Source organism: Arthrobacter sp. Leaf141 (assembly GCF_001424565.1).
In the GTDB taxonomy this organism is placed as follows: domain Bacteria; phylum Actinomycetota; class Actinomycetes; order Actinomycetales; family Micrococcaceae; genus Arthrobacter.
The window spans coordinates 14,925-41,039 of sequence record NZ_LMOL01000019.1 but is presented as its reverse complement, the minus strand read 5'-3'; the positions used below and the strand labels follow the sequence as shown (position 1 = coordinate 41,039).

At 67.4% G+C, this 26,115-nt stretch carries 25 protein-coding genes; 11 read left to right on the top strand and 14 right to left on the bottom strand.

Annotation, left to right across the window (positions count from 1 at the left end):
- Nucleotides 1-160: 160 nt before the first annotated feature.
- Entirely contained in the window at nucleotides 161-1,198 is a 1,038-nt protein-coding gene (locus ASF72_RS14275) for a universal stress protein (protein WP_056599971.1), read from the bottom strand.
- Nucleotides 1,199-1,626: 428 nt separating this feature from the next.
- Between ASF72_RS14275 and ASF72_RS14270 the strand changes: the two genes are divergently transcribed.
- Nucleotides 1,627-2,262 carry an NAD(P)-binding protein gene (locus ASF72_RS14270; RefSeq protein ID WP_082178236.1) on the top strand — a complete coding sequence of 212 codons (636 nt, stop codon included), beginning with the start codon at nucleotides 1,627-1,629 and terminating at the stop codon, nucleotides 2,260-2,262.
- Between the two features lie 66 nt (nucleotides 2,263-2,328).
- On the opposite strand, the gene ASF72_RS14265 is transcribed toward ASF72_RS14270, so the two are convergent.
- Entirely contained in the window at nucleotides 2,329-2,967 is a 639-nt protein-coding gene (locus ASF72_RS14265; protein ID WP_056599968.1) for a copper resistance CopC family protein, read from the bottom strand.
- 111 nt (nucleotides 2,968-3,078) lie between these two features.
- Between ASF72_RS14265 and ASF72_RS14260 the strand changes: the two genes are divergently transcribed.
- On the top strand, nucleotides 3,079-4,518 hold the full coding sequence (locus tag ASF72_RS14260; RefSeq protein WP_050684952.1) for an NCS2 family permease: 1,440 nt from the start codon (nucleotides 3,079-3,081) through the stop codon (nucleotides 4,516-4,518).
- A 19-nt stretch (nucleotides 4,519-4,537) separates the two neighbouring features.
- Here ASF72_RS14260 and ASF72_RS14255 read toward each other — a convergent pair whose 3' ends face one another.
- Nucleotides 4,538-5,842: a cation:proton antiporter gene (locus tag ASF72_RS14255; RefSeq protein ID WP_056599967.1), complete on the bottom strand. Its 1,305-nt coding sequence runs from the start codon at nucleotides 5,840-5,842 to the stop codon at nucleotides 4,538-4,540.
- A 175-nt stretch (nucleotides 5,843-6,017) separates the two neighbouring features.
- Between ASF72_RS14255 and hutG the strand changes: the two genes are divergently transcribed.
- Nucleotides 6,018-7,067 carry a formimidoylglutamase gene (gene hutG / locus ASF72_RS14250; protein WP_056599964.1) on the top strand — a complete coding sequence of 350 codons (1,050 nt, stop codon included), beginning with the start codon at nucleotides 6,018-6,020 and terminating at the stop codon, nucleotides 7,065-7,067.
- A 7-nt stretch (nucleotides 7,068-7,074) separates the two neighbouring features.
- Here hutG and ASF72_RS14245 read toward each other — a convergent pair whose 3' ends face one another.
- Both ASF72_RS14245 and ASF72_RS14240 read right to left on the bottom strand, forming a co-directional pair.
- A complete protein-coding gene (locus tag ASF72_RS14245; protein WP_050684955.1) occupies nucleotides 7,075-7,743 on the bottom strand; it encodes a response regulator in 669 nt (222 codons plus the stop codon).
- Nucleotides 7,740-9,314 carry a sensor histidine kinase gene (locus ASF72_RS14240; RefSeq protein WP_056599961.1) on the bottom strand — a complete coding sequence of 525 codons (1,575 nt, stop codon included), beginning with the start codon at nucleotides 9,312-9,314 and terminating at the stop codon, nucleotides 7,740-7,742. Before ASF72_RS14240 ends, ASF72_RS14245 begins: the two co-directional genes overlap by 4 nt.
- Before the next feature lie 273 nt (nucleotides 9,315-9,587).
- Here ASF72_RS14240 and ASF72_RS14235 point away from each other — a divergent pair, with 273 nt between their 5' ends.
- The 5 genes from ASF72_RS14235 to ASF72_RS14215 all read left to right on the top strand — a co-directional run bounded on the left by ASF72_RS14235 (nucleotide 9,588) and on the right by ASF72_RS14215 (nucleotide 13,671).
- Nucleotides 9,588-10,598, top strand: a complete 1,011-nt coding sequence (locus ASF72_RS14235) for a Bug family tripartite tricarboxylate transporter substrate binding protein (protein ID WP_050684957.1) — start codon at nucleotides 9,588-9,590, stop codon at nucleotides 10,596-10,598.
- A complete protein-coding gene (locus ASF72_RS14230) occupies nucleotides 10,595-11,098 on the top strand; it encodes a tripartite tricarboxylate transporter TctB family protein (RefSeq protein ID WP_050684958.1) in 504 nt (167 codons plus the stop codon). Before ASF72_RS14235 ends, ASF72_RS14230 begins: the two co-directional genes overlap by 4 nt.
- On the top strand, nucleotides 11,098-12,636 hold the full coding sequence (locus ASF72_RS14225) for a tripartite tricarboxylate transporter permease (protein ID WP_050684959.1): 1,539 nt from the start codon (nucleotides 11,098-11,100) through the stop codon (nucleotides 12,634-12,636). The genes ASF72_RS14230 and ASF72_RS14225 overlap by 1 nt, the downstream gene beginning before the upstream one ends.
- Nucleotides 12,637-12,691: 55 nt before the next feature.
- On the top strand, nucleotides 12,692-13,084 hold the full coding sequence (locus ASF72_RS14220; protein WP_050684960.1) for a universal stress protein: 393 nt from the start codon (nucleotides 12,692-12,694) through the stop codon (nucleotides 13,082-13,084).
- Between the two features lie 206 nt (nucleotides 13,085-13,290).
- Nucleotides 13,291-13,671 (top strand): hypothetical protein, encoded by a 381-nt coding sequence (locus ASF72_RS14215; protein ID WP_056599959.1) that lies wholly within the window; start codon nucleotides 13,291-13,293, stop codon nucleotides 13,669-13,671.
- A gap of 60 nt (nucleotides 13,672-13,731) precedes the next feature.
- Here ASF72_RS14215 and ASF72_RS14210 read toward each other — a convergent pair whose 3' ends face one another.
- Nucleotides 13,732-14,601 carry a fumarylacetoacetate hydrolase family protein gene (locus ASF72_RS14210; protein ID WP_056599956.1) on the bottom strand — a complete coding sequence of 290 codons (870 nt, stop codon included), beginning with the start codon at nucleotides 14,599-14,601 and terminating at the stop codon, nucleotides 13,732-13,734.
- A gap of 232 nt (nucleotides 14,602-14,833) precedes the next feature.
- Here ASF72_RS14210 and ASF72_RS14205 point away from each other — a divergent pair, with 232 nt between their 5' ends.
- Complete coding sequence (locus tag ASF72_RS14205) at nucleotides 14,834-15,094, top strand: hypothetical protein (protein ID WP_200933661.1); 261 nt, start codon at nucleotides 14,834-14,836, stop codon at nucleotides 15,092-15,094.
- 110 nt (nucleotides 15,095-15,204) lie between these two features.
- Here the strand turns inward: ASF72_RS14205 and ASF72_RS21050 are convergent, their stop codons facing one another.
- The 6 genes from ASF72_RS21050 to ASF72_RS14175 all read right to left on the bottom strand — a co-directional run bounded on the left by ASF72_RS21050 (nucleotide 15,205) and on the right by ASF72_RS14175 (nucleotide 22,286).
- Nucleotides 15,205-15,441 carry a hypothetical protein gene (locus ASF72_RS21050; protein ID WP_056599954.1) on the bottom strand — a complete coding sequence of 79 codons (237 nt, stop codon included), beginning with the start codon at nucleotides 15,439-15,441 and terminating at the stop codon, nucleotides 15,205-15,207.
- Between the two features lie 162 nt (nucleotides 15,442-15,603).
- On the bottom strand, nucleotides 15,604-17,196 hold the full coding sequence (hutH, locus tag ASF72_RS14195) for a histidine ammonia-lyase (protein WP_056599952.1): 1,593 nt from the start codon (nucleotides 17,194-17,196) through the stop codon (nucleotides 15,604-15,606).
- Between the two features lie 110 nt (nucleotides 17,197-17,306).
- Nucleotides 17,307-19,004, bottom strand: coding sequence for a urocanate hydratase (locus ASF72_RS14190; RefSeq protein WP_056599949.1), 1,698 nt, complete (start codon nucleotides 19,002-19,004; stop codon nucleotides 17,307-17,309).
- A gap of 229 nt (nucleotides 19,005-19,233) precedes the next feature.
- Nucleotides 19,234-20,058 (bottom strand): IclR family transcriptional regulator, encoded by an 825-nt coding sequence (locus ASF72_RS14185; protein WP_050684970.1) that lies wholly within the window; start codon nucleotides 20,056-20,058, stop codon nucleotides 19,234-19,236.
- A 158-nt stretch (nucleotides 20,059-20,216) separates the two neighbouring features.
- Nucleotides 20,217-21,224: a thioredoxin-disulfide reductase gene (gene trxB / locus ASF72_RS14180; RefSeq protein ID WP_056599946.1), complete on the bottom strand. Its 1,008-nt coding sequence runs from the start codon at nucleotides 21,222-21,224 to the stop codon at nucleotides 20,217-20,219.
- Between the two features lie 198 nt (nucleotides 21,225-21,422).
- The gene (locus tag ASF72_RS14175) at nucleotides 21,423-22,286 is read right to left on the bottom strand and encodes an SDR family oxidoreductase (protein ID WP_056599943.1); all 864 of its coding nucleotides are present in this window, start codon (nucleotides 22,284-22,286) and stop codon (nucleotides 21,423-21,425) included.
- Nucleotides 22,287-22,407: 121 nt separating this feature from the next.
- On the opposite strand from ASF72_RS14175, the gene ASF72_RS14170 reads away from it, so the two are divergent.
- On the top strand, nucleotides 22,408-22,830 hold the full coding sequence (locus ASF72_RS14170; protein ID WP_056599941.1) for a winged helix-turn-helix transcriptional regulator: 423 nt from the start codon (nucleotides 22,408-22,410) through the stop codon (nucleotides 22,828-22,830).
- A 25-nt stretch (nucleotides 22,831-22,855) separates the two neighbouring features.
- Here ASF72_RS14170 and ASF72_RS14165 read toward each other — a convergent pair whose 3' ends face one another.
- The gene (locus ASF72_RS14165; RefSeq protein ID WP_050684997.1) at nucleotides 22,856-23,605 is read right to left on the bottom strand and encodes a 3-hydroxybutyrate dehydrogenase; all 750 of its coding nucleotides are present in this window, start codon (nucleotides 23,603-23,605) and stop codon (nucleotides 22,856-22,858) included.
- A gap of 58 nt (nucleotides 23,606-23,663) precedes the next feature.
- The gene (locus ASF72_RS14160; RefSeq protein ID WP_056600055.1) at nucleotides 23,664-25,046 is read right to left on the bottom strand and encodes an MFS transporter; all 1,383 of its coding nucleotides are present in this window, start codon (nucleotides 25,044-25,046) and stop codon (nucleotides 23,664-23,666) included.
- 129 nt (nucleotides 25,047-25,175) lie between these two features.
- Between ASF72_RS14160 and ASF72_RS14155 the strand changes: the two genes are divergently transcribed.
- A complete protein-coding gene (locus tag ASF72_RS14155) occupies nucleotides 25,176-26,069 on the top strand; it encodes a LysR family transcriptional regulator (protein ID WP_056599938.1) in 894 nt (297 codons plus the stop codon).
- The last annotated feature ends 46 nt before the right edge of the window (nucleotides 26,070-26,115 follow it).

Sequence of the window (26,115 nt, the reverse complement as noted above, 5' to 3'; positions counted from 1 at the left end):
CGCGGGAAACTCCCGGCGGTTTCCGCCGCGGGTGCAACTGACCGGATCCCGGAAGGGGGCTCATAACTTCAAGGGTACGCCTGTCCCCGACGGCGCGCAGGAGTCCGCGCACCTGGGGACGGGAGCTCCGGGCGCACAGGCGCGGTGGGTGCCGCCCTGGTCAGGCGGCGCCGAGGATCGGCCCGAAGCGGGCGCGGTCAGCCAAACGGGGATCCTCGCGGTCCGGCACCACCATCACGGGGCCCTTGGCGTGGTGCAGGACGCCGTCGGACGTTGATCCCAGCAGCATCCCCGTGAAACCGCCGCGGCCGCGGGTGCCCACGACGACCAGTTCGACGTGCCGGCCCTCGGCCACGAGGACCTCCACCGGTGACCCGTCGCGCAGTTGGGACTCGGCGGACAGGCCGGGATAGTGGCTCCGCAGCCAGGCCATCCCCGCGTCCAGGGTCACCTGGATGTCCGCGAACAGCGCCTTCCGGTCCAGCGGAGCGGGAACCCAGGCGAGGGAGCCGCTGTACTGCGGAACGGCGCAAACGACACGAAGGGAAGCACCGAGGCGAAGGGCCTGGTCCGCCGCCTCGAGGACGGCGATCCGTGCCTGCTCCGAGCCGTCCACGCCCACCACCACCACGTTTTCCACGGGCTGGTGTCCGGATTTTGCCTGTTCTGCCTTGACGCGCCGGTCCTCGGTGGTTTCCCCCAGCCGGTCGGAGCACACCAGGGGCACCGTGACGGTGGGGCACTTGGCGTGGGCGGGGAGGGCGCTGCTCACGGAGCCGAGCAGGCGGCCCACAAAGCCGCCGCGCCCGCGGGTGCCGAACACCAGAAGTTCAGCCGACTCGGAGAGGTCCAGGAGCACCCCGGACGCGTCGCCGTTCTCCACGGAGGAACTGACCTCAATGTCGTAGCCGGCGATTTTGTCCAGGGCCTGGCGCACAATGGCCTCGGCGCCTTCCCGGATCACTGAATCGTCAACGGTGGCGTAGCCTCCGTCCAGGCCGGATGCCGCGAAAATAGGGACGGAATACGCGGTCACAATATGAAGCGGCCGACGGCGGCGCACGGCTTCGCGGGCAGCCCACACCAGCGCGCACTGGCCATGCTCTGAGCCGTCCACGCCCACAACGATCCCCTGCGGAGCGGTTGTTTCGCCGCCGTCCTCACGCTCCGGGTCCGGATGCCACTCTTGTGCGCCCATGGGGCCGCCTCCTCGCGATACCGCTGTGATGTTCCGGCCATTCTGCCAGACAGCGGGGCGTTCCCCCGCCACCGTGCACTGCGGCCGGAGCCGCCGGCGAAATTCCGCCTGCAGTTCCCACTATTCTCTGTCCGGTATTGCATGGCAAGCCTGTTCAGGAGCGGTTTGGCCGGGTTATCCACAGGCGTGGGGCACCTCCTTGGAAAGCGCGTTCAGCCGCTGGAGAATGTTTACGCCACGGTCTATCCAGCGGCCCGTTTGTTCTGTAGTCTTCAGGACATTGTTGGTCCGGGACTATGCCGTACGTAATCCATCAGGCTGCCCGGCCCCGCACGGCGGCCGGACTGAGGGGGAAACGGGGCGCACGTCGGCCAGGAGGCCGGCACCGGCGTTGAAATCCTTCGAAGGAGTGATCTGTAGTGTCTAGCCTGCCCCTGACTGCCAGGACCGAACAGACCACCACCGTTATCATCGGCACCGGACTTTCCGGCCTGGCCGTAGCTGCGGAGCTGCGCCGCCGGGGCGTGGACTCCATCGTGGTGGACGGGCTGGATATCCTCGGCGCCGCTTCGCCGCCCAATACCTCGTCCCTGCAGCGCTGTGACGCCGCTGATTCCGCCAGCCTGCAGGAACGCAACGAAATCCTCCGGCACCTGCGCAACTATGCCGCAAGCCATCACGTGGATGTCCGCAACACCACCCGGGCCGTGCAGCTGACCATGGTGGACGGCGTGGCTCTGGATGGGATTGCGGCCACCCCTACCCATTGGGAAGTGCATACCCCTACGGGCATCCTGCTTGCCGACCACATCGTCCTCACCCGCTGCGCCCACAGCCAGCTGCGGCGCATGCTCAACGACTTCGGCATCGCAGTGGGCAGGAACCTTGCCGCTGCGATGCGGGCCATCGGGATCTACCTGGTGGGAGTGGGCGAGCTGATTACGCCCTCACCCAAGGAAGTCCTGCGGCAGGCCAAAACCGTGGGGCTGGCCATCTCCGCCAAGGTCAACCCCGATGCCGGAACGCTCCCGGCTACCGGAAGCCTCGCCGTCCTGCCCTGCTAGGAACGTGCGGAAAGCCGGGCCCGGCGAAGCGCACCCGGCGGGCAGCCGGGAAGCACCGCAACCGCGTCAGCTCTCCGTGTCCTCCCGGTCGTTGCCGGAAAGCCGGCGGCGGGCCAGGACGGCCAGCGCCACCAGCAGGCCCACAGCCACCACGGCGAAAATCACGATGCTCCACTGGAACGGCTCCCCCGAACCGGCCGGCTCGGCGGGTTCTGCGGTGGTACCGGGCTGGGCGCTGCCCATCCCGGGAACGGTGGAGGCCGCCGTCGGGCTTGCCGAAACTGCACCCGACGGGGTGCCTGACGCAGCACCACCGGGCGAAGCGGCAGTTGCCGTGAAGCTGAAGGTCCCCTCAATGGGATGCGAATCGGAGCTGACCACGCGCCAGGCCACGACGTATTCCCCGGCGGGGCCGCCTGCCCGCAGCTTCTGGGACACCACGTTGTCCACAATCTCCACGGCCCCGTCCGCCCACTCCGTCCCGGCCGCATCCTTGACCGAAATGGAGGGCCCGATGCCCAACGGGTTGTTGTTGAAGGTCACCGACACCTCAGCAGGCGGTGTGGCAACCGCCGCGCCCTGGGCCGGGCTGGTCGACTCGGCAGCGTCGTGGGCGGCTGCGGGCCCGGCCAGGCCCAGGACGGCGGCGGCGGAGACGAGGACACCGAGCACAAGGCTCAGGAACTGGCGGCGGATGGAACGCATGAGGGGACTGCTCCTTGTGTTGGCTTCCTTACAGACTAGGGGAATTTGAAGGCCGATCCCCCGGCACCACCATAAGATGCTGGTATCCCCACAGACTCCCCCGGAGGACTAATGCTCAAGCAAGGCTCTGCCCTGGACCGGTACTTCAAAGTCACCGAGCGCGGCTCCAACCTTTCCCGCGAAATCCGCGGCGGGTTCGCCACGTTCTTCGCCATGAGCTACATCGTGGTGCTGAACCCCCTGATCCTGTCCGGCCCGGACTCCAGCGGCAATACCCTGGGCTTCACCGCCGTCGCGGCCGTAACGGCCTTTGTGGCGGGCATCCTGACCATCCTGATGGGCGCCTGGGCCCGGCACCCGTTCGCGCTGGCCACGGGGCTGGGCGTCAACGCGTTTGTGGCGGTCACCGTGGCCACCAACCCGGGCCTGACGTGGCCGGACATGATGGGCCTGGTTGTCCTCTCCGGCGTCACCATGCTGATCCTGGTCCTCACCGGCTTCCGGACCGCTGTGTTCAAAGCCGTGCCGGACGGACTGAAGACGGCGATCGTGGTGGGTATTGGACTGTTCATCGCGCTGATCGGCCTGGTTAACGCCGGGTTTGTCCGGCGTATCCCGGACGTGGCAGGCACCACCGTGCCGGTGGGCCTGGGCTTTGACGGCAAGCTGCTGGGCTGGCCCACCGCCGTGTTTGTCTTCGGCTTGATCCTCACCATTGCCCTGGTGGTCCGCAAGGTCAAGGGCGCCATCCTGATCGGCATCATCACCTCCACCGTGATCTCCGTGATCCTGGAAATGACCCTGCACATCGGTCCCAGCTTCGACGGCGAAAAGTCCAACCCGCAGGGTTGGTCCCTGGTGGCGCCGGAGTTCTCCGGCTGGGCCGCACCGGACCTGTCGCTGATCGGCAAGGCCAACCCGTTCGGCGCCTTCGAGCACCTGGGCTTTGTGGCCGCCACGCTGCTGGCCTTCGTGATCCTGCTCAGCATCTTCTTCGACGCCATGGGCACCATGGTGGGCCTGGCCAACGAGGCCGGCACCATCGATGAGCACGGCAACATCCCCGACGTGGACCGTGTCCTCCAGGTGGACGCCCTCGGCGCCATCGTGGGCGGCGGCGCGTCCGTCTCCTCGAACCAGATCTACGTGGAGGCCGGCGCCGGCATCGGCGAAGGTGCCCGCACCGGCGTCGCGTCAATCGTCACCGGCCTGCTGTTCCTGGTGGCCATGTTCTTCACCCCGCTGATCAACCTGGTGCCCTTCGAGGCCGTGGCGCCGGCGCTGGTGGTGGTGGGCTTCATGATGGTGTCCCAGGTGGGCAAGATCGACTGGCAGGACTGGGGCATCGCCATCCCGGCGTTCCTGACCTTCACGCTGATGCCGTTCACGTATTCCATTGCCAACGGCCTCGGCGCCGGCTTCATCGCCTTTGTGCTGATCCGCACCGTCCAGGGCCGGATCAAGGAGATCCACCCGCTGATGTGGGCCGTGGCTGCCGCGTTCCTGCTGTTCTTCGCCGTGGGTCCCATCGAGGCCGCCCTGGGCATGTAACTCCCCCTTGCCGGTGGGGTTACACGGGGGTGTTGGGCGCCAGCCCTTCATCCCCGGTCACCGCCCGCGCCTTCCGTTCCCGCAGCCGGTCCAACCGGTTCATCAGGGGCGAGGTGGTGGCGCCGTGGATCACGATCGAGAGCGCCACCACCAGCCCCACGAAGGCCCACAGTTCCCGTGCCTGGCCGCCGAACTGGCCTTCGGCAAGGGCGTAGGCCAGGTAGTACAGCGAGCCGATGCCGCGGATCCCGAAGAAGGACAGCGCGATCCGTTCCCGCGGCCCGGTTTTGCCGCCCAGCAGTCCCAGCCAGCCCGCCACGGGACGCACCACCAGCAGGAACGCCAGGGCCACCAGCACCTCGGCAAGCCCGACGCCGGCAAGCAGGCCGCGGGCAATCGCACCCCCCAGCAGCACCAGGATCACCACGGTCAGCAGCCGTTCCAGCTGCTCCACGTAGGAGTGCAGCACCCGGTGGTAACCGTGGCTGTGTTCGGCGGCACGAATGGTGACCGCGCAGACAAAGACCGCGATGAAGCCGTAGCCCTCCGCCAGTTCTGTCAGGCCGTAGGCCAGGAACGTGGCTGCCAGGGCCACAAAACCTTCCGAGTGGTTGGACAGCCGCAGGCTGTCCGCCTTGGCCGAGAAAAAGAGCCGCGCCAGCAGCTTTCCGGTCAGGAACCCCGCCAGCAGGCCAACAGCCAGCCGCCACACCACGTCCACGCCGAACCATTCCGGAAACCACTCCGACGGCTGTGAGCCCACCACGCTGATGATGATCGCCAGATAGACAAAGGGAAATGCCAGCCCGTCGTTGAGGCCGGCCTCGGAGGTAAGCCCGAACCGGACCTCGTCCTCCTTGTCCGCCTCGTCGTCGTGGTCCGCAGGCTCGCCCACCTGGACCTCCGAGGCCAGGACCGGGTCCGTGGGCGCCAGGCTGGCCGCCACCAACAGGGCAGCGCCAAGGCCCAAACCGAGGAACCACAACCCCAGCAGGGTCAGCCCCACGATGCACAGCGGCATGGCGATGCCCAGCAGCCGCCAGGTGGTGGCCCACCGCTTCCGCCCCACGGGCCGGTCCAGCGCCAGCCCGGCGCCCATCAGCGACACAATCACGCAGATCTCGGCAAGGTGCAGGACAAATTCGTTGTGGGCGATCGGGTCCGGGCTGGGCAGCGTGGGGATCAGCGCGAAAGCGGCCATCCCGGCGCCGAGGAACACCATGGGCATCGAAAAAGGCATGTTGCGCAGGGCTTTGGGCAGGATAGCGGCCACAAAGACCGCCAGCCCGGCGGCCGCGAAAAGGATGTTGGGACCTTCAAACATGGGGTACTGCTCCGGCCTGGATCGTGGCGCCCGTGGGCGCAGGCAAAGGGTAACGGTCCCCGGGGGAAGGGATTGCTCCACCATAGCCCCCGGGCGGCCCAAAAGTTCTTGGATTCCAGACAGTCCACCGGCGGTGTTGCTGGCATTCGCGGCCTGCATGCGGTGAGCTTGGACCATGGATCTGCTGCCCGCCGCCGTCGACGTCCCGCCCCGGCCCTGGACGGGCAGGTTCGACGGCGACGCGGCCGAACACCGCCGCTGGTGGCAGGCGGTGGAAGCGGGCCGGGACGTTGATGAGGATGCCAACGACGGCGGGGACACCGTGGCGGATACCGCACCCTGGGTGCCGCACGGCGGTGCCGCTGCCGGATCCGCGCGGGCCCGTCCCGCAGGCCGGAACGGTAACCCCAGCCCGGCGGTGCTGCTGGGCTTTGCCAGCGACGAGGGGGTGCGCCGGAACAAGGGCCGCACCGGCGCCGCAACGGCACCGGCGGCCATCCGGCGCGCGCTGGGGCCGTTGGCATTCCACCTGGACCGTGAGGTGGCCGACGCCGGCGACGTGGTGGTCTCCGGCGGGGACCTGGAAGCCGGCCAGGCGCGTGCCGGCAAAGCGGTGACGGCCCTGATCGATGCCGGCAACCTGACGGTGCTGCTGGGCGGCGGCCATGAAACCGCCTACGCCAGCTACCTGGGCGTCAGCGCGTCAGCGGCCGTCACGGCAGGCCAGCGGCTGGGCGTGCTGAACCTCGATGCGCACTTCGACCTGCGGGACGAACCACTCCCCAGCTCCGGCACCCCGTTCCTCCAGATGGCCCGCGCCGAAGCGGCCGCGGGCCGCGAACTCCGTTACGCCGTCGTCGGGATTTCCGAAACAAACAACACCCGCGCGCTCTTTGATACTGCCCGGAAGCTGGATGTGGCGTACCTGCTGGACGAGGAATGCGACGCGGACCGGGTGCGGGGCTTTGTGGCCGGGTTCCTGGCCGGCATCGACGTGCTGTACCTGACCATCGACCTGGACGTCCTGCCGGCGGCTGTCGCTCCGGGCGTCAGCGCGCCCGCGGCCTTCGGCGTCCCGTTCCCCATCATCAGCGCCATCTGCCGGCAGGTGGCCTGGAGCGGGAAGCTCCTCCACCTGGACGTGGCGGAACTGAACCCGGCCTACGACCTTGACGGCCGGACCGCGAAGGTGGCGGCCCGGCTGGTGGACACCCTGCTGCGCTGAGCGGTGGCTACCGGCCCTTGAGGACGTAACGGCGTTCCGGCCGGCCCACGCCGTACTTGAGCCGGACGTCGAGGGTCCCTTCGTCGTGCAGGTATTCGAGGTAGCGGCGGGCACTGACGCGGGACGTGCCCAGCTGCTCGGCCAGCTCTGCTGCGGAGAGGTCTGACGAGGTTGCGTGCAGGGCGGTTTCCACCAGTTTCAGGGTCTCCACGCTGCAGCCCTTCGGTAGCGGCCGTTCTGTGCGGTCCAGGCCGAACACCCGGTTCACATCCGACTGGTCGGCGCCGTCCTTGGCCTGTTCGAGCCCCTGGTAAGCGTTGCGGTAGTGCTCCAGCCGCTCCTGCAGGTCCGTCTGCGAGAAGGGCTTGATCAGGTAGTGCACAATTCCGCCGCGGAGGGCCTTGCGGACGGTTTCCACTTCGCGGGCGGCGCTGATCACCAGCACATCCAGTTCCGGGGCGACCGCCCGCAGCCGGTGCATCAGGTCCAGCCCGTTGATGTCCGGCAGGTGGATGTCCAGCAGCACCAGGTCCGGTTGCAGCCGCTCGGTATCCGCTACCGCCTGCGCCCCGGTGTGGGCGGCACCCACCACCGTGAACCCTGCGGTGCGCTGGATAAAACCTGCGTGCACCTTGGCCACCATAAAGTCGTCGTCGACGATCAGGACCTTGATCATTTTCCTGCACCTCTTTGGAATCGTGCCGTGAAGACTGCACCGTTGTCGTTGGCCACCGTCAAGTCGCCGCCGGACCGGCGGCACACCACCCTGGAAAGCGCCAGGCCGAAACCGCGCCCGCCTTCCTGCCGGGGGTCCTTGGTGGTGAACCCCTGCTGGAAGATTTTCGCTGCAGTGCCCGGCGGCACACCCGGACCATTGTCCCGGACCGTGACGGTCACCTGGCCGGCCCGCTCCGCCACCAGCACCAGGACTTCGGCGGCCGGCACCCCTGCCAGCGCGTCGAAGGCGTTGTCCACCAGGTTCCCGGCCACGGTGGCAAGGTCCCGTGACAGCCCATCATCCACGGCCTCCAGCCGGGAATCAGGGGACAGTTTAAGCGCCACACCCCGTTCCGTCGCGAGGCTTGATTTGGCGATCAGCAGGGCGGCGAGCGCCGGATCGTGGATCCTGCCGGTCACTTCATCGTTGAGCCGGGTCCGGTCCACGGTGGCGCCGTTGACGAACTGCACCACCGAGTCGTACTCGCCGATCTGGATCAGGCCCGAGATCACGTGCAGCTGGTTGGCGAACTCGTGCGCCTGGGCGCGGAGCGTATCGGTGGCGGTCCGGGTGGCCCCAAGCTCCCGCTCCAACGACGAAAGCTCCGTCCTGTCACGCAGGGTGGTGACGGAGCCGATGGCCCGGCCCCGGGACCGGATGGGAACCCGGTTCAGCACCACCAGCCGCTCCCCCACCAGGACCAGCTGGTCCGTTTCGGTCTGGTCCCGGGTGAGGACCACTTTCAGGGCCGGATCCACGTGGAGGGAGCCAAGTTTCCGGCCCACGCAGTCCGCCGGCAGGCCCAACAGCTCCCGGGCACTGTCGTTGGCCACGGTGATGCGTTCGTTCGGGTCCAGCGCCACCACGCCTTCCTTGAGGCCGTGCAGCATCGCTTCCCGGTTTTCCACAAGGCCCGTGATCTCGCTGGGTTCCATGCCCAGGGTCTGCCGTTTGACGCGGCGGGACAGCAGCAGCGAACCGGCCACACCCAGGACGCTGGCCACGCCCAGGTAGGTCAGCAGGTTGGGTACGGCGTCGCCCAGGCGTTCCAGCACGGTGGGATAGTTCCTGCTGATGGAGGCGATCCCGATCATCTTGCCCGAGTCGTTGAGGACGGGGACGTGTGCTGACAGGACGGCGGGGCCGGTCCCGGCCACCACCCCGGTCCAGGCTCGGCCTTCCATGACCCGGCTTTCCCCCAGCTCCAACCGCCCGCCCAACAGCCCGGGGTCCGAGGTGGCCACCACCGTGAGGTCGATTTTCGCGAGCGCCACCTGGGCTGATCCGGAGACCGTGCGAACTGACTCGGCCACTGCCGTCAGTGCCGCACCGCCCCTTGGTTCCGCCTCGGGCAGGAGTTCCCGCACGGCCGGGCTGTTGCCCAGCGCCTCGGCCGCAGACAGAGCCCGGCGGCCCTCGATCCGTTCAAAGGTGGCGGCTGACTGGGCCAGGGAGATGGCCACCACGGCGACGAGCACGGCAAGGACAATCAGCAGCTGAAGCACCAGATACTGCCCCGCCAGGGACATTCCTCTTCGACGAGTCACTCTGGTTGGTCCTTATGGTGGGGTGCGGCAGCCGGCCGGTGCCGGGGTACCGGAACTATACCGCAGGCCCGCGGACCGGCGGGGCCGGGCCCCCGGCGGGACCCGACGCGTGGCCGGGACCATGAGGGGCCGGAAACGTGAACGCAATGAACTTAACTTTCTCTGCGTACATAAGAGTGACCCCGGTCACGGACGCCCCTAGCATCGAAACACCAGTCAGTCCTGCTGAACATATTTCTTGAGAAGAGGAACACCATGCGCCAAATCCGCGCATTGCGTATTGCCGCCGTCGCCGCCGGCATCGCCCTGATGGCTACCGGCTGCGGTGCCACAGGTAAGAGCTCCACCGGTTCGGAAAGCTCCGGCGCCGCTGCCGGCCCCATCACCGGACTGCAGATCATGGTCCCCAACACCCCCGGTGGCGGCTATGACACCACCGCCCGTGCCGCCGCGAAGGTTCTCGATGACGAGAAGATCTCCACCAACACCGAGGTCTTCAACCTCGCCGGCGCCGGCGGCACCGTGGGCCTGGCCCGCGTGGTCAACGAAAAGGGCAACGGCGACCTCACCATGCTCATGGGCCTTGGCGTGGTGGGCGCCAGCTACACCAACAAGTCCGAATCGAAGCTGACGGGCACCACCCCGCTGGCCCGCCTGATCGAAGAGCCTGGCGCCATCATGGTGAGCAAGGATTCGCCGTACAAAACCATCGATGACCTGGTGACGGCATGGAAGGCCGATCCGGGCTCCATCGCCGTGGGCGGCGGCTCCTCACCGGGCGGACCGGACCACCTGCTGCCCATGCAGCTGGCCGGCGCGGTGGGCATCGACGCCACCAAGGTCAACTTCGTCTCCTACGACGGCGGCGGCGACCTGCTCCCCGCGATCCTGGGCAACAAGCTCGGCTTCGCCGCTTCGGGTGCCGGCGAATACCTGCAGCAGATCCAGTCCGGTGAAATCCGGGTTCTCGCCACCAGCGGTGCCGAGCGGCTCGAAGGCGTGGATGCACCCACGCTGAAGGAATCCAAGATCGACCTGGTCTTCACCAACTGGCGCGGCATCGTGGCCCCTCCGGGCATCAACGACGCCGACAAGGCCGCACTGATCGCCGCACTCGAAAAGATGCACGCGAGTGCCAGCTGGAAGGAAGCCCTCAAGACCCACAGCTGGACCGACGCGTTCATCACGGGCGACGAGTTTGCGTCCTTCCTCACCGAACAGGACAAGCGGGTGGCTGACGTCCTGACGAAGCTCGGGTTGGCGTGAGTTCCTTGGCTACCAGCCTCAAAGGCCGCTCCGAGCTGGGGGTAGCCCTCCTGCTCGGGGCGGCCGGCGTTGTGGTTTTCCTCGACGCCAACGGATTGGTCACCCCGTATTCGAAGTCGGATCCGGTGGGTCCCAAGACCGTCCCGTTCATCGTGGCGGCCCTGCTGATCGTCTGCGCCGTGATGCTGGCCATCAACGTCCTCCGTGGCGGCAAGGGCGAGGCCGAAGGCGGCGAGGACGTTGACCTCAGCCACCCCGCCGACTGGAAGACCGTCCTGCCGCTGGCAGGGGCATTTGTCCTGAACATCCTGCTCATCGACTGGGCCGGCTGGGTCATCTCCGGAACTGTCCTGTTCTGGGGCAGCGTGCTGGCCCTGGGCAGCCGCCACTACATCCGTGACGGGATCATCTCGGTGGCACTGTCGCTGCTGACCTTCTACGGCTTCTACCTCGGCCTCGGCATCGCCCTGCCCGCCGGACTCCTGGAAGGAATCCTCTAATGGACGTCTGGTCCTCACTGATGGACGGTTTTGCCACCGCCCTCACCCCGCTGAACTTCATGTACGCCGTGATCGGCGTCATCCTGGGTACCGCCGTCGGCGTCCTCCCGGGCCTGGGCCCGGCCATGACGGTGGCACTGCTGCTTCCCGTCACGTACGCCCTGGAACCCACCAGCGCCTTCATCATGTTCGCCGGCATCTACTACGGCGGCATGTACGGCGGGTCCACCACCTCCATCCTGCTGAACACACCCGGCGAATCGTCGTCGGTGGTGACAGCCATCGAAGGCAACAAGATGGCCAAGGCCGGACGGGCGGCGCAGGCGCTGGCGACGGCGGCCATCGGCTCGTTCGTCGCCGGCACCATCGGCACCGCCCTCCTGGCCGTCTGCGCACCGATTGTGGTCAAGTTCGCCGTCAGCCTGGGCGCGCCCAGCTACTTCGCGATCATGATCCTCGCCCTGCTTGCCGTCACCGCCGTCCTGGGTTCGTCCCGGCTCCGCGGCTTCGCCTCGCTGGGCCTGGGCCTGGCCATCGGCCTGGTGGGCATCGACTCCGTCACCGGCCAGCGCCGCCTGACCTTCGGCCAGCCCCTGCTGGCCGACGGACTGGACATCGTGGTGGTGGCCGTGGCCATCTTCGCGGTGGGCGAGGCGCTCTGGGTCGCTGCGCACCTGCGCCGCACTCCCCTGCACGCCATTCCCGTGGGACAGCCCTGGATGGGCAAATCGGACTGGAAGCGGTCCTGGAAACCGTGGCTGCGGGGCACGGCGTTCGGGTTCCCGTTCGGTGCACTGCCGGCCGGCGGCGCCGAAATTCCCACCTTCCTGTCCTACGTGACGGAGAAGCGCCTCTCGAAGCACCCGGAGGAGTTCGGGAAGGGCGCCATCGAGGGCGTGGCAGGCCCGGAGGCCGCAAACAACGCGGCCGCCGCCGGAACCCTGACCCCCATGCTGGCCCTTGGCCTGCCCACCAACGCCACGGCAGCGGTGATGCTCGCGGCGTTCACCAGCTACGGCATCCAGCCCGGACCCCAGCTGTTCTCCAGCCAGGGGCCCCTGGTGTGGGCACTGATCGCCAGCCTGTTCATTGGCAACTTCCTGCTCCTGATCATCAACCTGCCGCTGGCACCCCTGTGGGCCAAGCTGCTGCAGCTCCCCCGCCCCTACCTGTACGCCGGCATCCTCTTCTTCGCCACACTGGGCGCCTATTCGGTGAACCTGCAGGCCTTCGACCTGATGATCCTGCTGGTCCTGGGCGCCCTGGGCTTTATGATGCGGCGCTTCGGGCTTCCGGTCCTGCCCCTGATCCTTGGCGTCATCCTGGGCCCGCGCATCGAAGGCCAGCTGCGGAAGACCCTGCAGCTGAGCGCAGGCGACCCGGCAGGGCTGTGGAGCGAGCCGATCGCCGTCGTGGTGTACATCATTGTGGCGATCATCCTGGCCTGGCCGTTCGCGCTGAAACTGATCAAGCGCAACCGCCCCGGGAAGAAGCCACTGCTGCCCGCCAATTCCGGAGCAGCCGACTACAGCGACTGAAAAGCCGCAGGCTTCCCAGCCATCCATCAACCGTGTGCAGACCCAAGGAGCAAACATGACGATCGTTGTGGGATACGTCCCCACCCCGGAAGGTGAAGCGGCCCTGACCCAGGCCATCGCCGAAGCCCGGAAAACCGACACCACCCTGCTGGTCATCAACTCGTCAAAAGGTGACGCGCTGGTGGACAACCGGTACGCGCAGGATTCCGAAATCCAGAGCATCGAAGACCGGCTGGCGACCCAGGGCATCAAACACGTGATCAAGCAGCCGGTCCGTGGCCACGATGCTGCAGCTGAAGTCCTGGACGCCGCCGAGGAGCACAACGCGGAGCTGATTGTGATCGGCCTGCGCCGCCGCACCCCGGTGGGCAAGCTGATTATGGGCAGCGTCTCGCAGCGGATACTGCTCGAGGCCGACTGCCCGGTCCTCGCCGTCAAAGCCGGCTAAGGAAAACCTGAACCCTAAGAGCCCCGGCCTGCCCTCCCTCGCGGACCGGCAGCCGGGGCTCTTTGGTCTAACAGCGGGCTGATCCGATTTCATCCAGACTCTTGATTAACCTTGGCGAGCAATGTAACTATTTGACAGAGCGGCTGACAAAACTGTCACATCGCACGCCGTTCGCACAGTGATCCGCCAAGGGAAGGACTTATGACATGCGTAAATCCAAGCTGGGAATCGCGTCGGCCGCCGTCGCGGGTGCCGTGGGCATAACGATGCTTGCGACCCCCTCGATGGCTTTCGCCAGCGGCGGGGCATCGGTGGGTGGATCGTCGGCCTACTGGAATTCGGCCACAAATACGGTCTCAAGCACCGACACCCGGAAGGACGGCATTTCCTCCGTGGCACAGCTTCAATACACCCTCAATGGGCGCACCTACACGGCGACCCTCACCAACAGCAATGGCACCGGAACGACCTCTGCTGCCCAGAACAGCGGCATCGGCGGAACGGTCTACCTGCGCGCCTGCCTCAACAACCGCAGTGCCAATACGGGAATCTACGGATGCTCCGGCTGGGTAGCCCTGGCCGCCTGATACTTTCGGCAGGAGCCGCGTCGGAGGTGCACCAGCACGGCGCACCCCCGGCGCGTTTTGCTACGGCGCGGCGCGGAACAGTTCCTGGCGTTGACGTCCCAGGCCTTCCACTTCGACTTCAACCACGTCGCCCGGCCGAAGGTAGGGAAAGCGGCCGCTGAGCGCGACGCCTTCCGGGGTTCCGGTGAGGATGACGTCCCCGGGTTCCAGCCGCATGTACTGGCTGCAGTGGTGCACCAGCGTTGCGGCGTCAAAGATCAGTTCCGCCGTTGACGAGCCCTGGCGGGGTTCTCCGTTCACCCAGCTGCGCAGCTGCAGGGTGCCGCCGTCCGTATCAGCCGCCGGGACCAGCCAGGGGCCCAGGGGTGTGCTGCCGGGGAGCGACTTGCCCTTGGTCCACTGGCCGGCCTCGCCTGGCAGCTGGTACTCACGCTCCGACAGGTCATTGGCGGTGACGTAACCGGCGATGCAGGCGGCAGCTTCCGCCGTGCCGGCCAGGTAGCTGGCCTCCCTGCCGATCACAATGCCCAGCTCCACTTCCCAGTCGAACTTTCCGGAGCGGGGCGGGACCGGCGTCGGGTCAAACGGGCCGGCCACAGTATTGCTGGGCTTCAGGAAAACCACCGGGATTTCCGGCGGTGCGGACCCTGACTCGGCCGCGTGGGCGGCATAGTTCATCCCGATTCCCACCACCGACCCGGGCCGGGCCACGGGGGAGCCAACGCGCATCGCCTCCGCGCCGTCAAGAATAGGCAGGGCACCGGCCGCGAGGGCATCCCGGACCTGGTCCATCCCGCCGCCGGCCAGGAAATCCCCATCAATTTCCGCCGTGAGCGGCAACAGGCTGAAGTACTGCGGCGAGCCGTCCCCATCCGTCACCAGCACGGCTGGCTGTTCGCTGCCGATCTTGCCCAGGCGCATGATTTTCATCGGGAATCTCCTTCGGTCCGGTGGCTCAGCGGGATGCTTCCATGGTTGCTTATGGCACCATCCGGCCGCCAACGAAGCAGATTGTGACCAGCCCCTCATCACCGGCTGACCTGCGGCGGCAAGGCTTTCCGGCGGGAAATTCACCTGTCTGGTAGGCAGTCATCTGACATATTTGCTGTCCGGACGGTAGAATGGGAGCTGCCCTGAGGCACGAAACACAGAAAGTTCACTCATGACTGCAGCCACCCTCGAACGACTTCCCGCCACCACCGGCCCCGCCGGAACGGAGCCGGTCACGTCCATCGACCTGGAATTCTCCCGCGCCCTCGACGTCCACGCCGGACTGGAAGAGGCCGTCGCCGGGCTGATCGAAGGGCCAGCCCAGGAGGCCGGCTGCGGCATCCTGGTGACCCGCCTGCACCCGGGCCGCTACACCGTGGCACTGGACGAGTCGGTGCCCTTCGGCGAAACCTACGAGGCCATCGCCGCGTAAGCTGCCAGCGGCCGCTTGACTGCCGTCGCTTCCGCGCCACAAAAAATCCCCGCCCTGCCGATGCAGTGCGGGGATTTCCGGTTCCCGGAAGAACAGGCTGGGGATGGTTGTCAGGTCCGCCGGACCTGGACACCGTCCGATTTCAGGAAGAGTGGCTTCTCAGCCGGGCCCGCCGCGACGAGCCAGAGGACGTTTCCGCTTTGGGAAACCTCTTCCACCTCCCCGGCAGCCACCAGTTGAGCATGTTTGATGATTTCTACGTGATCCCCAACCCGGAGGTTCTTCCAGTTGGAAATTTCGGCGGAATGGGCGCCGCGCCTTGATAGGACTGCCCCGCGTGCTTTCATGTGAACTTCTACCCCTTTGTATACGTTCTGCGCCACAGCTTCGTTGATGTGACTTTCACTACACCTTCAGTTCTACTACACTCGGCGCCGCCACCGCGCCACGACGGGCGGATATTCCGCCTGGCGGACGCTTCGGCCGGGAACACGAAAGATTCTTCGGCGCTACGCCAGCGCGCCGACGGCGGATTCGGCAGCCCGCAGCACTTCGCTACTGGCCACCAGACGGTCCGCCGCTTCCAGTTCCGGCGAGAGGAAACGGTCCGATCCCGGCCCCTCCACAACGGCACGCAGCACGGCCAGCACCGCTGTCCCGGCGGGCCCCGGGGTCAGGACACCGCCGGAGAGCTGGGTACGGATGTCCAGTGCCCGGGCGGAGGTCACCAGTTCGATGGCGAGGACCCGCCGCAGGTTCTCCACCGCTTTGCGGAGCTTGCGGGCCGCGTGCCAGCCCATGGACACGTGGTCTTCCTGCATCGCAGAGCTGGGGATGGAATCCACGGACGCCGGGACGGCCAGCCGCTTGTTCTCGGACACCAGCCCGGCCTGCGTGTACTGGGCAATCATCAGGCCGGAGTCCACGCCGGGATCGGCAGCCAGAAACGCGGGAAGCCCGTGGGACCGGGCCGGATCCAGCATCCTGTCCGTGCGCCGCTCAGCCATGGAGCCCAGGTCCGCGACGGCGATGGCCAGGTAATCCAGGACGTACGCCACCGGAGCGCCGTGGAAGTTTCCGTTGGAGCTGACCTCGCCGTCCGGCAGGACCACGGGGTTGTCGATCGCGGCGGCCAGCTCACGGGACGCCACCAGTTCGGCGTGCGTCACAGTGTCCCGGACGGCCCCTGCCACCTGCGGCGCGCAACGCAGCGAGTAGGCGTCCTGGACCCGGGTGTCCCCCACGCGGTGGGAGGCGACGATCGGCGAACCGGACAGGACCCGCAGCATGTTTCCCGCACTGTCGGCCTGCCCCGGATGCGGACGCAACGCGCCGTGCAGTTCGGGACGGAACACCTGGTCGGTTCCCAGCAGCGCCTCGACGCTGAGCGCGGCGGTGATGTCCGCCGTCGTCAGCAGGTGCCGGATGTCCGCGATGGCCATCAGCAGCATGCCCAGCATTCCCTCGGTGCCGTTGACCAGCGCCAGCCCCTCCTTTTCGGCGAGGACCACCGGCTCGATGCCGTGGGCTGCCAACAGCGCCGCAACCGGTTCCTCGCCGCGCCCGCCGTAACGGACGCCGTCGGGCCCTTCCGCTTCGCCTTCACCCATCAGCACCAGGGCGCAGTGCGACAGCGGGGCGAGGTCGCCCGAGCAGCCCAGCGAGCCGAATTCGCGGACCACCGGCGTGATACCGGCGTTCAGGACCGCCACCATTGCCTGCAGCACCAGGGGCCTGACGCCGGTGCGGCCTGAGGCGAGCGTCTTGGCGCGGAGGAACATGATGCCCCGGACCACTTCGCGCTCGACGGCGGGGCCCATCCCGGCGGCGTGCGAGCGGATGAGGCTTTTCTGCAGCTGCGTGCGCAGTTCGTTCGGGATGTGCCGATTGGCCAGGGCCCCGAAACCGGTGGAAATGCCGTACGCGGGGACGTCGCTGGCTGCCAGGCGGTCGATGTGCGCGCGGACCCGGGCAACCTCGTCCAGGGCGTCCTGGGCGATGGTCACTTGGGCGCCGTGGCGCGCGACGGCGACAACCTCCTCGGGCGTGACGCCGCTGGAGCCGAGGGTAACGGTGCGGGGTGTGTGGGTGGTGACGGTCATGGTTCCTACTTCGGTGGTTCCTCCCAACTGACTCGCAGTTGTTGTCGTTTTGGGGGCTCAAAACGACAACAACTGCGAGCCAGTTGGGGTGGGGCGGGCGTTGGGGTGGCTTAGCGGGTTTCGTTCATGGGGATGCGGACGCCGCGTTCCCCGGCGACTTCCAATGCCCGGTCGTAGCCGGCGTCTGCGTGGCGGATCACGCCCATCCCGGGGTCATTGGTCAGGAGCCGCTCAAGTTTTTGCGCCGCGAGGTCCGTGCCGTCCGCGACGGACACCTGGCCGGCATGGATGGACCTGCCGATGCCCACTCCCCCGCCGTGGTGCAGCGAAACCCAGGTGGCGCCGGAGGCGGTGTTGAGCAGGGCGTTGAGCATGGGCCAGTCGGCGATCGCGTCTGAGCCGTCTGCCATGGCTTCGGTCTCGCGGTAGGGGGAAGCCACCGAACCGGAGTCCAGGTGGTCGCGGCCGATCACGATGGGCGCCTTGACCTTTCCATCCCTGACCAACTGGTTGAACAGCAGCCCGGCCTTGGCGCGGTCGCCGTAACCCAGCCAGCAAATACGGGCGGGCAGGCCTTCGAATTCGACGCGCTCCTGCGCGGCATCGAGCCAGCGGTGCAAATGCTTGTTGTCCGGGAAGAGTTCCTTGATGGCCCGGTCCGTGACGGCAATATCCTCCGGATCGCCGGAAAGGGCCACCCAGCGGAACGGGCCGAGGCCCTCGCAGAACAGCGGCCGGATGTAAGCGGGCACAAATCCGGGGAACTCGAAGGCGCGGGTGCAGCCGCCCTTGCGGGCTTCGTCGCGGATGGAGTTTCCGTAGTCGAAGACTTCGGCGCCGGCATCCTGGAAGTCCACCATGGCCTGGACGTGGCGGGCCATGGACGCCTGGGACTTCTTGGTGAACCCGTCCGGATCCGCCTCGGCTTCGCGGTGCCACTCTTCGACGGAAACGCCTTCGGGCAGGTAGCTCAGCGGATCATGGGCGGAGGTCTGGTCGGTGACGATGTCCACTGTCAGTTCGCCGGCGTTGTGGCGGCGCAGGATCTCCGGGAAAACTTCGGCGGCGTTGCCCACGTAGCCCACAGACCAGCCGCGGCGCTCCGCTTTCGCTTTCTGCACCTTGGCGATGGCGGCGTCGAGATCCGTTTCCACCTCGTCCAGGTAGCGCTTCCCGGCGCGTCGGCGGAGGCGGGATTCGTCGACGTCGACAATCAGGCAGGCGCCGTCGTTCAGGGTGACGGCGAGCGGCTGGGCGCCGCCCATGCCGCCGCAGCCGCCGGTCAGGGTCAGGGTGCCGGCGAGCGTGCCGTTCTCGTCACCGGTGAGCTTGCGGGCGATCGCCGCGAAGGTTTCGAAGGTGCCCTGCAGGATGCCCTGGGTGCCTATGTAGATCCAGGACCCGGCCGTCATCTGGCCGTACATCATCAGGCCCTCGGCCTCAAGCCGGCGGAACTCGGGCCAGTTGGCCCAGTCGCCCACCAGATTGGAGTTGGCCAGCAGCACACGTGGTGCCCATTCGTTGGTGCGGAAGACACCCACGGGCTTGCCGGACTGGACCAGCAGGGTTTCATCCGCTTCCATGGTTTCCAGGGTGCGGGTGATCGCGTCGAACGCGGCCCAGGAGCGGACTGCCCGGCCGGTCCCGCCGTACACCACCAAGTCATCGGGGCGCTCGGCAACCTCGGGGTCCAGGTTGTTCATCAGCATGCGCAGCGGCGCTTCGGTCTGCCAGGATTTGGCAGTGAGCGTGGTGCCCCGGGCGGCTTTGACCGGGCGGGCACCGGTGGTGAAATCGGCGGGTGCCATGGTGGCTCCTTTTTGTCTGCATAGCGGATTGTCCTGTATCCACTAAAGCCCCTGGCTCGGCCCGGCGACAGGACTTTTGCAGGGGTCCTGTCCGGCATTCCAGACAACCCCGCCCCGCCCCCAAACCAGGTAGCAGTTGTTGTCGTTTAGAGCCCCCAAAACGACAACAACTGCGAGTCAGTTGGGAAGGGGGGCACGCAGGCGGCCGCTCACCGCAGGCAGGGCGGGGTCAGGCCGCCGGCCGGCCGTGGATGCGGACCGAGAGGTCGTCCGCGGCCTTCTGCACCCGCGCAGCGAGAACGGGCCAGTCAGCCGACGGCAGCTTGTCCTCGAGGAAAGTGACCGCAACCGCGGCGGTGGGCCAGCCCAGGTGGTCCGTGACGGCGGCGGCGATGGACCCGAACCCAGGCGTTACTTCGCCGTGTTCGGTGGCGTAGCCGCGCTGCCTGACCTGGTCCAGGTGCGAGGACAACGCCGAGTACTTCATGATGGCGCCGGGCACCTCATGCCGGGCAGAGAAGGCAGCAGCATTCGGGTACAGGGCCCTGACCTGGGATTTCGGCAGCGCAGCCAGGATGGCCCGGCCGCTGGCGGTGAGGTGGCTGGGGAGCCTGACACCCACGTCGGTCACCAGCGACGGCCGGTTTTTGGCACGCTCCTCCACGATATACAGCACGTCCCGGCCGTGCAGCACGGCCAGGTGCGCACTCTCGCCCAGCACATCCACCAGCGCGGCCAGCAGGGGCCTGCCCAGCCGGGACAACGGCTCCTGCCGCGAGTACGCGGAGCTCAGTTCGAAGGCGCTGATGCCCAGCCCGTACCGCTGTTCCTCGTGCAGGTGGAGCACAAAGCCGTTCGCCTCCATCACGCCCAGCAGATGGTAGACACTGGAGCGCGGCAACCCCAGCGAGGACGCGATCTGCGACGCCGCCATGGGCCCGCGCCGGGACGCCAGCAGCTTCAGGATCCGCAACGTGTTTTCGGCGGCGGGCACTTTGGACGGAACCCTGCCATCCGCCGCGGGGGCAGGGCTGGTGCTGGGTGCTGCAGTCATGGGCGAAATCGATCCTTTGGTTGCGCGTGTCCGGTATCCCGTACCCAAGCATGGCCCCGTACCGGCCGCTGCGGCACGCCGCCGGGACAAGCCGGTGTCTGGAATACCGGATGAATCGGCGAACGACGGCGGCACGGAAGTACCGCCGTCGGGTCACCCTAGCCGTGGACCGGTTCCTCCACCAGGGCGGTGGCGATGCTGGCGGCGTCATCGAGGGCAGCAAGGAACCGCTCGGCATCGAGCGCGGCGGCGCAGCCGGTGCCGGCGGCGGTGATCGCCTGCCGGTACCGGTGGTCCACGGCGTCGCCGCAGGCGAACACGCCGGAAAGGTTGGTGACGGTGGTGGGGGCGTCCACCCGGATGTAGCCGTCTTCGTCGAGGTCCACCTGGCCGGCCACAAGCTCGGTGCGCGGCAGGTGACCGATGGCCACAAAAATGCCGGTGGCGGACTGTTCCCTGGTTTCGCCGGTCCGGGTGTCCTGCAGCGTCACGCCGGTGACCTTACCGTCGCCGTGGATGGCGGTGATGGCCGAGTGCCAGGCGAAGCTGATCTTGGGGTTGTCCTTGGCCCGCTGCGCCATGATGCGGGAGGCCCGCAGCTCACCCTTGCGGACCACCACCGTCACGGTCCTGGCGAACCGGGTCAGGAACGTGGCTTCTTCCATGGCCGAGTCGCCGCCACCCACCACCACGATGTCCTGTTCCCGGAAGAAGAACCCGTCGCAGGTGGCACACCAGGAGACGCCGTGTCCGCTGAGCTTCTTCTCCTCGGGCAGGCCCAGCTCCTTGTATGCGGAGCCGGTGGCCAGGATAACAGCGGGCGCCTGGTGGGTTTCCCCGGCGCCGGTGACCACTGTCTTCAGCCGGCCGGTCAGGCTGACTTCCGTGACGTCGTCGAACACTACCGTTGCGCCGAACTTCTCCGCCTGTTCCTGCAGTCCATCCATCAGTTCCGGGCCCTGGATGCCACCCGGGAAGCCAGGGAAGTTTTCCACCTCAGTGGTGTTCATGAGGGCGCCGCCCGCGGTGACGGAACCGGCCAGCACCAGCGGCGCGAGGCCGGCGCGGGCCGCGTAAATCGCCGCCGTGTAGCCGGCCGGGCCGGAGCCGATGATGATGAGCTGCCGGGGCTGGCGGTCTTGGCTGCTGGGGGTATCCACGCTCATGTTCGGTTCCTTCGGATTGACGGTGGGCGGCGGAGCGCAGGATGCCGTGGGCGGGCTGCGCGCGGGGCAGGCTGCACCGCTTGATGCCTACCAGTGCACCAAGACCGGCCCCAGGGATCAAGTCCCGGACGCCCGGCAACGGAAAATGCCCGGCGCCCCAAGGGGAACCGGGCATCCTCCGCACTGCGGCAGAAGCGGTCAGTTGCTGGCAGCGGCCGTCCGGAGTGCCTCCGAAAGGGAGGTGGTGGGGCGGCCGATGAGGCGGGCAAGATCGCCGGAGCTGACCAGGAGGTCTCCCCTGGCGATGCCCAGGTCCGAGTCCGCCAGGATGTCGGCGAAGGGGGCGGGGACACCGACGCCCACCAGGATTCCTGCGTAGTCCTCGGCGGGAAGATCGGTGTAGGTGATCTCCTGGCCGGTGGCTGCGGTGATTTCCGCGGCCAGGTCAGCCATGGAGAAGGCGTGGTCGCCGCCCAGTTCGTAGACCTTGCCTGCCTGGTCGCCGGCCACCAGGACGGCCGCCGCTGCGTGGGCGTAATCCGCCCGCGCGGCTCCGCTGACCTTGCCGTCACCCGCACTGCCGGCCAGGGCGCCCTGTGCCAGGGTGCCGGGGAGCTGTTCGGTGTAGTTTTCCAGGTACCAGCCGTTGCGCAGCAGGACAAACGGGACGCCGGATTCGCGGAGCAGGGTTTCGGTGGCCTGGTGCTCGCCGGCCAGTTTCATGCCCGTGGTGTCCGCGTTGGCAATGCTGGTGTAGGCCAACAGTTCCACGCCCGCTGCCTTGGCGGCCTCAATGACGGTCCGGTGCTGTTCCACACGCTGGCCCACTTCGCTGCCGGAGATGAGCAGGACACGGCTGGCTCCTTCGAGGGCAGCAGCCACCGAGGCCGCATCCGTGTAATCCATGGCCCGGACCTGGACGCCCCGGGCGGCGAAATCGGCCAGCTTGCCGGTGTCCCGTCCGGTGGCTACGATCCCTGCAGCGGGGACCCCGCGCTCCAGCAATGCGGCAATGACGTGGCGGCCCAGCTGTCCGGTGGCTCCGGTAACAACAATGCTCATGATGAATCCTCTCGGGAATTATTACGGTGTCGCAGGGCATAACCTGCAGGGGACCGGATTACTTCCGGAAAGAGAGTACGCACTTTGAGGTAAGGTACTGACCTCAAAGTAAGCTGGGGTCATGGAAGCATCAACATTGCCGGCTCCGCTGCCCGCCAGCTTCACCTATGGCGTGTTCCCGGCCGCTTGTCCCAGCCGCACCCTGCTGGACCACGTGACCAGCAAATGGGGTGTCCTGATCCTGGTGTCGCTGTCCGAGGGAGAACAGCGGTGGAGTGAACTGCGCCGGCGGGCGGAGGGGATCAGCGAAAAAATGCTGGCCCAGACGCTCAAAACCCTGGAACGCGACGGACTGGTGCGGCGCACCGCCCAGCCCATCATTCCCCCGCGCGTGGACTACAGCCTCACGGACCGCGGCTATGAACTGAGCGGGCACCTGATCCCGCTGGTTGGCTGGGCGTTCACCAATGCCGAGGAAATCATCAACGGCGGCGCACCGGCGGGGGCGGATGCCGTTGCCGGCGCCGGGGCGCAGTCCAAGTAGTGCCGCCCCCAGCCCGGTCCGGTCCTCAGCGGGCGGACCAGCCGCCGTCCATGGTGTAGCTGGCCCCGGTGACCATGCCGGCGTGGTCGGAGGCCAGCCAGGCCGCCAGGGACGCCACTTCAGCAGGCTCCACCAGCCGCTTCACGGCGGACTCGGTGAGCATCACCTTGGCCAGCACCTCGGATTCGGGGATGCCGTGCAGGTGGGCCTGGTCCGCCAGTTGTTTCTCCACCAGGGGCGTGCGCACGTAACCGGGGTTGATGCAGTTGGACGTGACGCCCCGTTCGCCGCCCTCCAGTGCCGTCACCTTGCTCAGGCCTTCCAGCCCGTGCTTCGCGGAGACATAGGCGCTCTTGAACGGCGAGGCCCGCAGTCCGTGCACCGAGGACAGGTTGATGATGCGGCCGAAACCGTTGGCGTACATGTGCGGCAGCGCGGCCCGGATCAGCAGGAACGGCGCCTCCAGCATCAGCGCGAGAATCCGCCGGAACTCCAGCGGGTCAAACTCCTCGATGGGGCTGACCCGCTGGATTCCTGCATTGTTGACCAGGATGTCGCAGTCCAGGCTGAGGGTGGCGAGGGCGTCGACGTCGAGCAGGTCCACGGCCCAGGAGGTGCCGCCCACCTCATCGGCGAGCGCGGCGGCCCCGGCGGCGTCGACATCGGCCACCACCACCTTGGCGCCCCGGGCGGCGAGTTCCCGCACGCAGGCGGCGCCGATGCCGCTGGCACCGCCGGTGACCAGCGCCTTGCGTCCGTTCAAAGTGCTTTCCATACCCATCCCTGCTCCCAACCTGGCCTTGTCCTTCGGCTGTACCACCGGCTCCGGCACCTCAGCGGGTCCGGGCCGGAACGAGTCCTTCGCGGGCGGCGTCGGCCTGGTCCACGTCCTCCAGGGCGATGCCCTTGGTTTCCTTCAGGCTGAGCACTGCCACGGCGGTAATGGCGCAGGCCACCACCAGGTACAGGGCGGTGGGAAGCCAGGAACCGGTGTCCTTGAGCCACTGGGTGGCCAGCAGCGGGGCCAGCGAACCGGCGAAGATGGACGTGACCTGGGAGCCCAGCGAGACGCCGGAGTACCGCATCCGGGTGGGGAACAGCTCAGCCATGATGGCGGGCTGTCCGGCGTACATAAACGCGTGCAGGACCAGGCCGATGGTTACCGCGGCCACAATCACCACGGCGTTGCGGGTGTCGAACATGGGGAAGGCGAAGAACGGCCAGGTGGCGCCGGCGATGGCACCAAACAGGTAAACGGGCTTGCGGCCTACATTGTCCACCAGCCGGCCCACCTGGGGGATCACCAGGAAGTGGATCACGTGGGCGATCAGCAGGGCGAGCAGCAGCGAGGAGGTGTCGTACTTGTGCACAGTCTTGAGGTAGACGATCGCGAAGCTCACCACCAGGTAGTACATGATGTTTTCCGCGAACCGGAGGCCCATGGCCTGCAGGATGCCCTTGGGGTATTTGCGGACCACTTCGAAGACGCCGTAGCTGACGGCCTGCTCCTTCTCCACAAGCGCCTTGGCTTCGAGGAAGATCGGTGCCTCGGTCACGTGGGTGCGGATGTAATAGCCCACAAACACGATCACGGCGGAGAGCCAGAACGCCACCCGCCAGCCCCAGCCCAGGAAGGCCTCCGGACTGAGGGTGGAGGACATCACAAACAGCACCAGGGTGGCGAGCAGGTTGCCCACGGGGACGGCCGCCTGCGGCCAGCTGGACCAGAAACCGCGCGACTTGTTGGGGCTGTGTTCAGCCACCAGCAGGACGGCGCCGCCCCATTCGCCGCCGAGCGCGAAGCCCTGGATGAAGCGCAGGGCCACCAGCAGGGCGGGTGCCATGTAACCGATCTCGGCGAAGCCCGGCAGGCAGCCCATCAGGAATGTGGCCACGCCAACAATCACAATGGTCAGCTGCAGCGTGGGTTTGCGGCCCAGCTTGTCGCCGATCTGGCCAAACACAATGCCGCCCAGGGGCCGGGCAACGAAGCCCACCGCATAGGTGATGAACGCCTGGATGATCCCGTCCAGCTCGTTGCCGGTGGCGGGGAAGAAGTACTTCCCGAACACCAGGGTGGCGGCGGTGGCGTAGAGGAAGAACTCGTACCACTCCACCACCGTCCCCACCATCGAGGCGGCGACGATCTTCTTAAGTCCGGACCCCTTGCCTGCGGGTCCTGCGGCGTTGTCCGCCGGGCGTTGTCCTACGCTCATGGGTTTCTCCTTGGTGTCCACGGTGACACGTGCTGTGATGGCCAGCACAAATGGCTTCCTTGAGTATTGCTGCACAAACTTGCACGGACAATGCCCAATCCGGCACCTGCTGTGTGCACAATTGCAGATATGAAGGCGAACCCGGATGACCTGCTGGTGCTGCTTGCGGTGTCCCGCTCAGCGAAATTCACGACGGCGGCACAGGCGTTGGGGTTGAACCACACCACAGTCTCGCGCAGGATCGCCGCGCTGGAGAAGTCCCTGGGCGGCCGGGTCCTGGCCCGGGCATCGGGCGGCTGGGAGCTGACCGAGCTGGGCGCGAAGGCGGTCCGCGCGGCCGAGCAGGTGGAGGCTGTACTGGGCACGCTGGGAGCCGACGGCGCGGCACCGGACCCGGTTGCCGGCGTCGTCCGGATGACCGCGACGGATGGCTTCAGCGCCTACATCGCGGCGCCGGCGGTAGCGGGGCTGCGGCGGGATCATCCGGGGCTCAGCGTGGAGGTGGTGACCATGACCCGGCGGGCGCTGCAGCAGCGTTCCGGGCTGGACATCGAGGTGGTGGTGGGCGAGCCGCAGGTGCACCGGGCCGAGGCCATCCGGCTGGGCGACTACATGCTGGGGATGTATGCGTCCAGGACGTACCTGGCCGAGCATGGCACCCCGGACAGCGTGGCCGGGCTCAGCGGGCACCCGCTGGTGTACTTCGTGGATTCGATGCTGCAGGTGGACAGCCTGGACGCGCCCCGCCGGCTGGTGCCGGACATGCGCGACGGGCTGACGTCCACCAACGTGTTTGTCCACGTTGAAGCGACGCGCGCCGGGGCCGGGATCGGTTTCCTGCCGTGCTTTATGGGCGACCTGCACAATGACCTGGTCCGGCTGCTGCCCGATGAGATCGGAGAGCTGCTCCCCTACTGGATGGTGCTCCGGCCGGACTCCATGCGGCGCCCCGCCGTGGCCGCCGTAGTGCAGGCGCTGCGGGGCCGGATGGCGGAGCATCGGGACAAGCTGCTGGGCCGCTGAAAACACTAACTACGTGGGCCCACGCCCGCCGGGTTCCCTGGCCGAT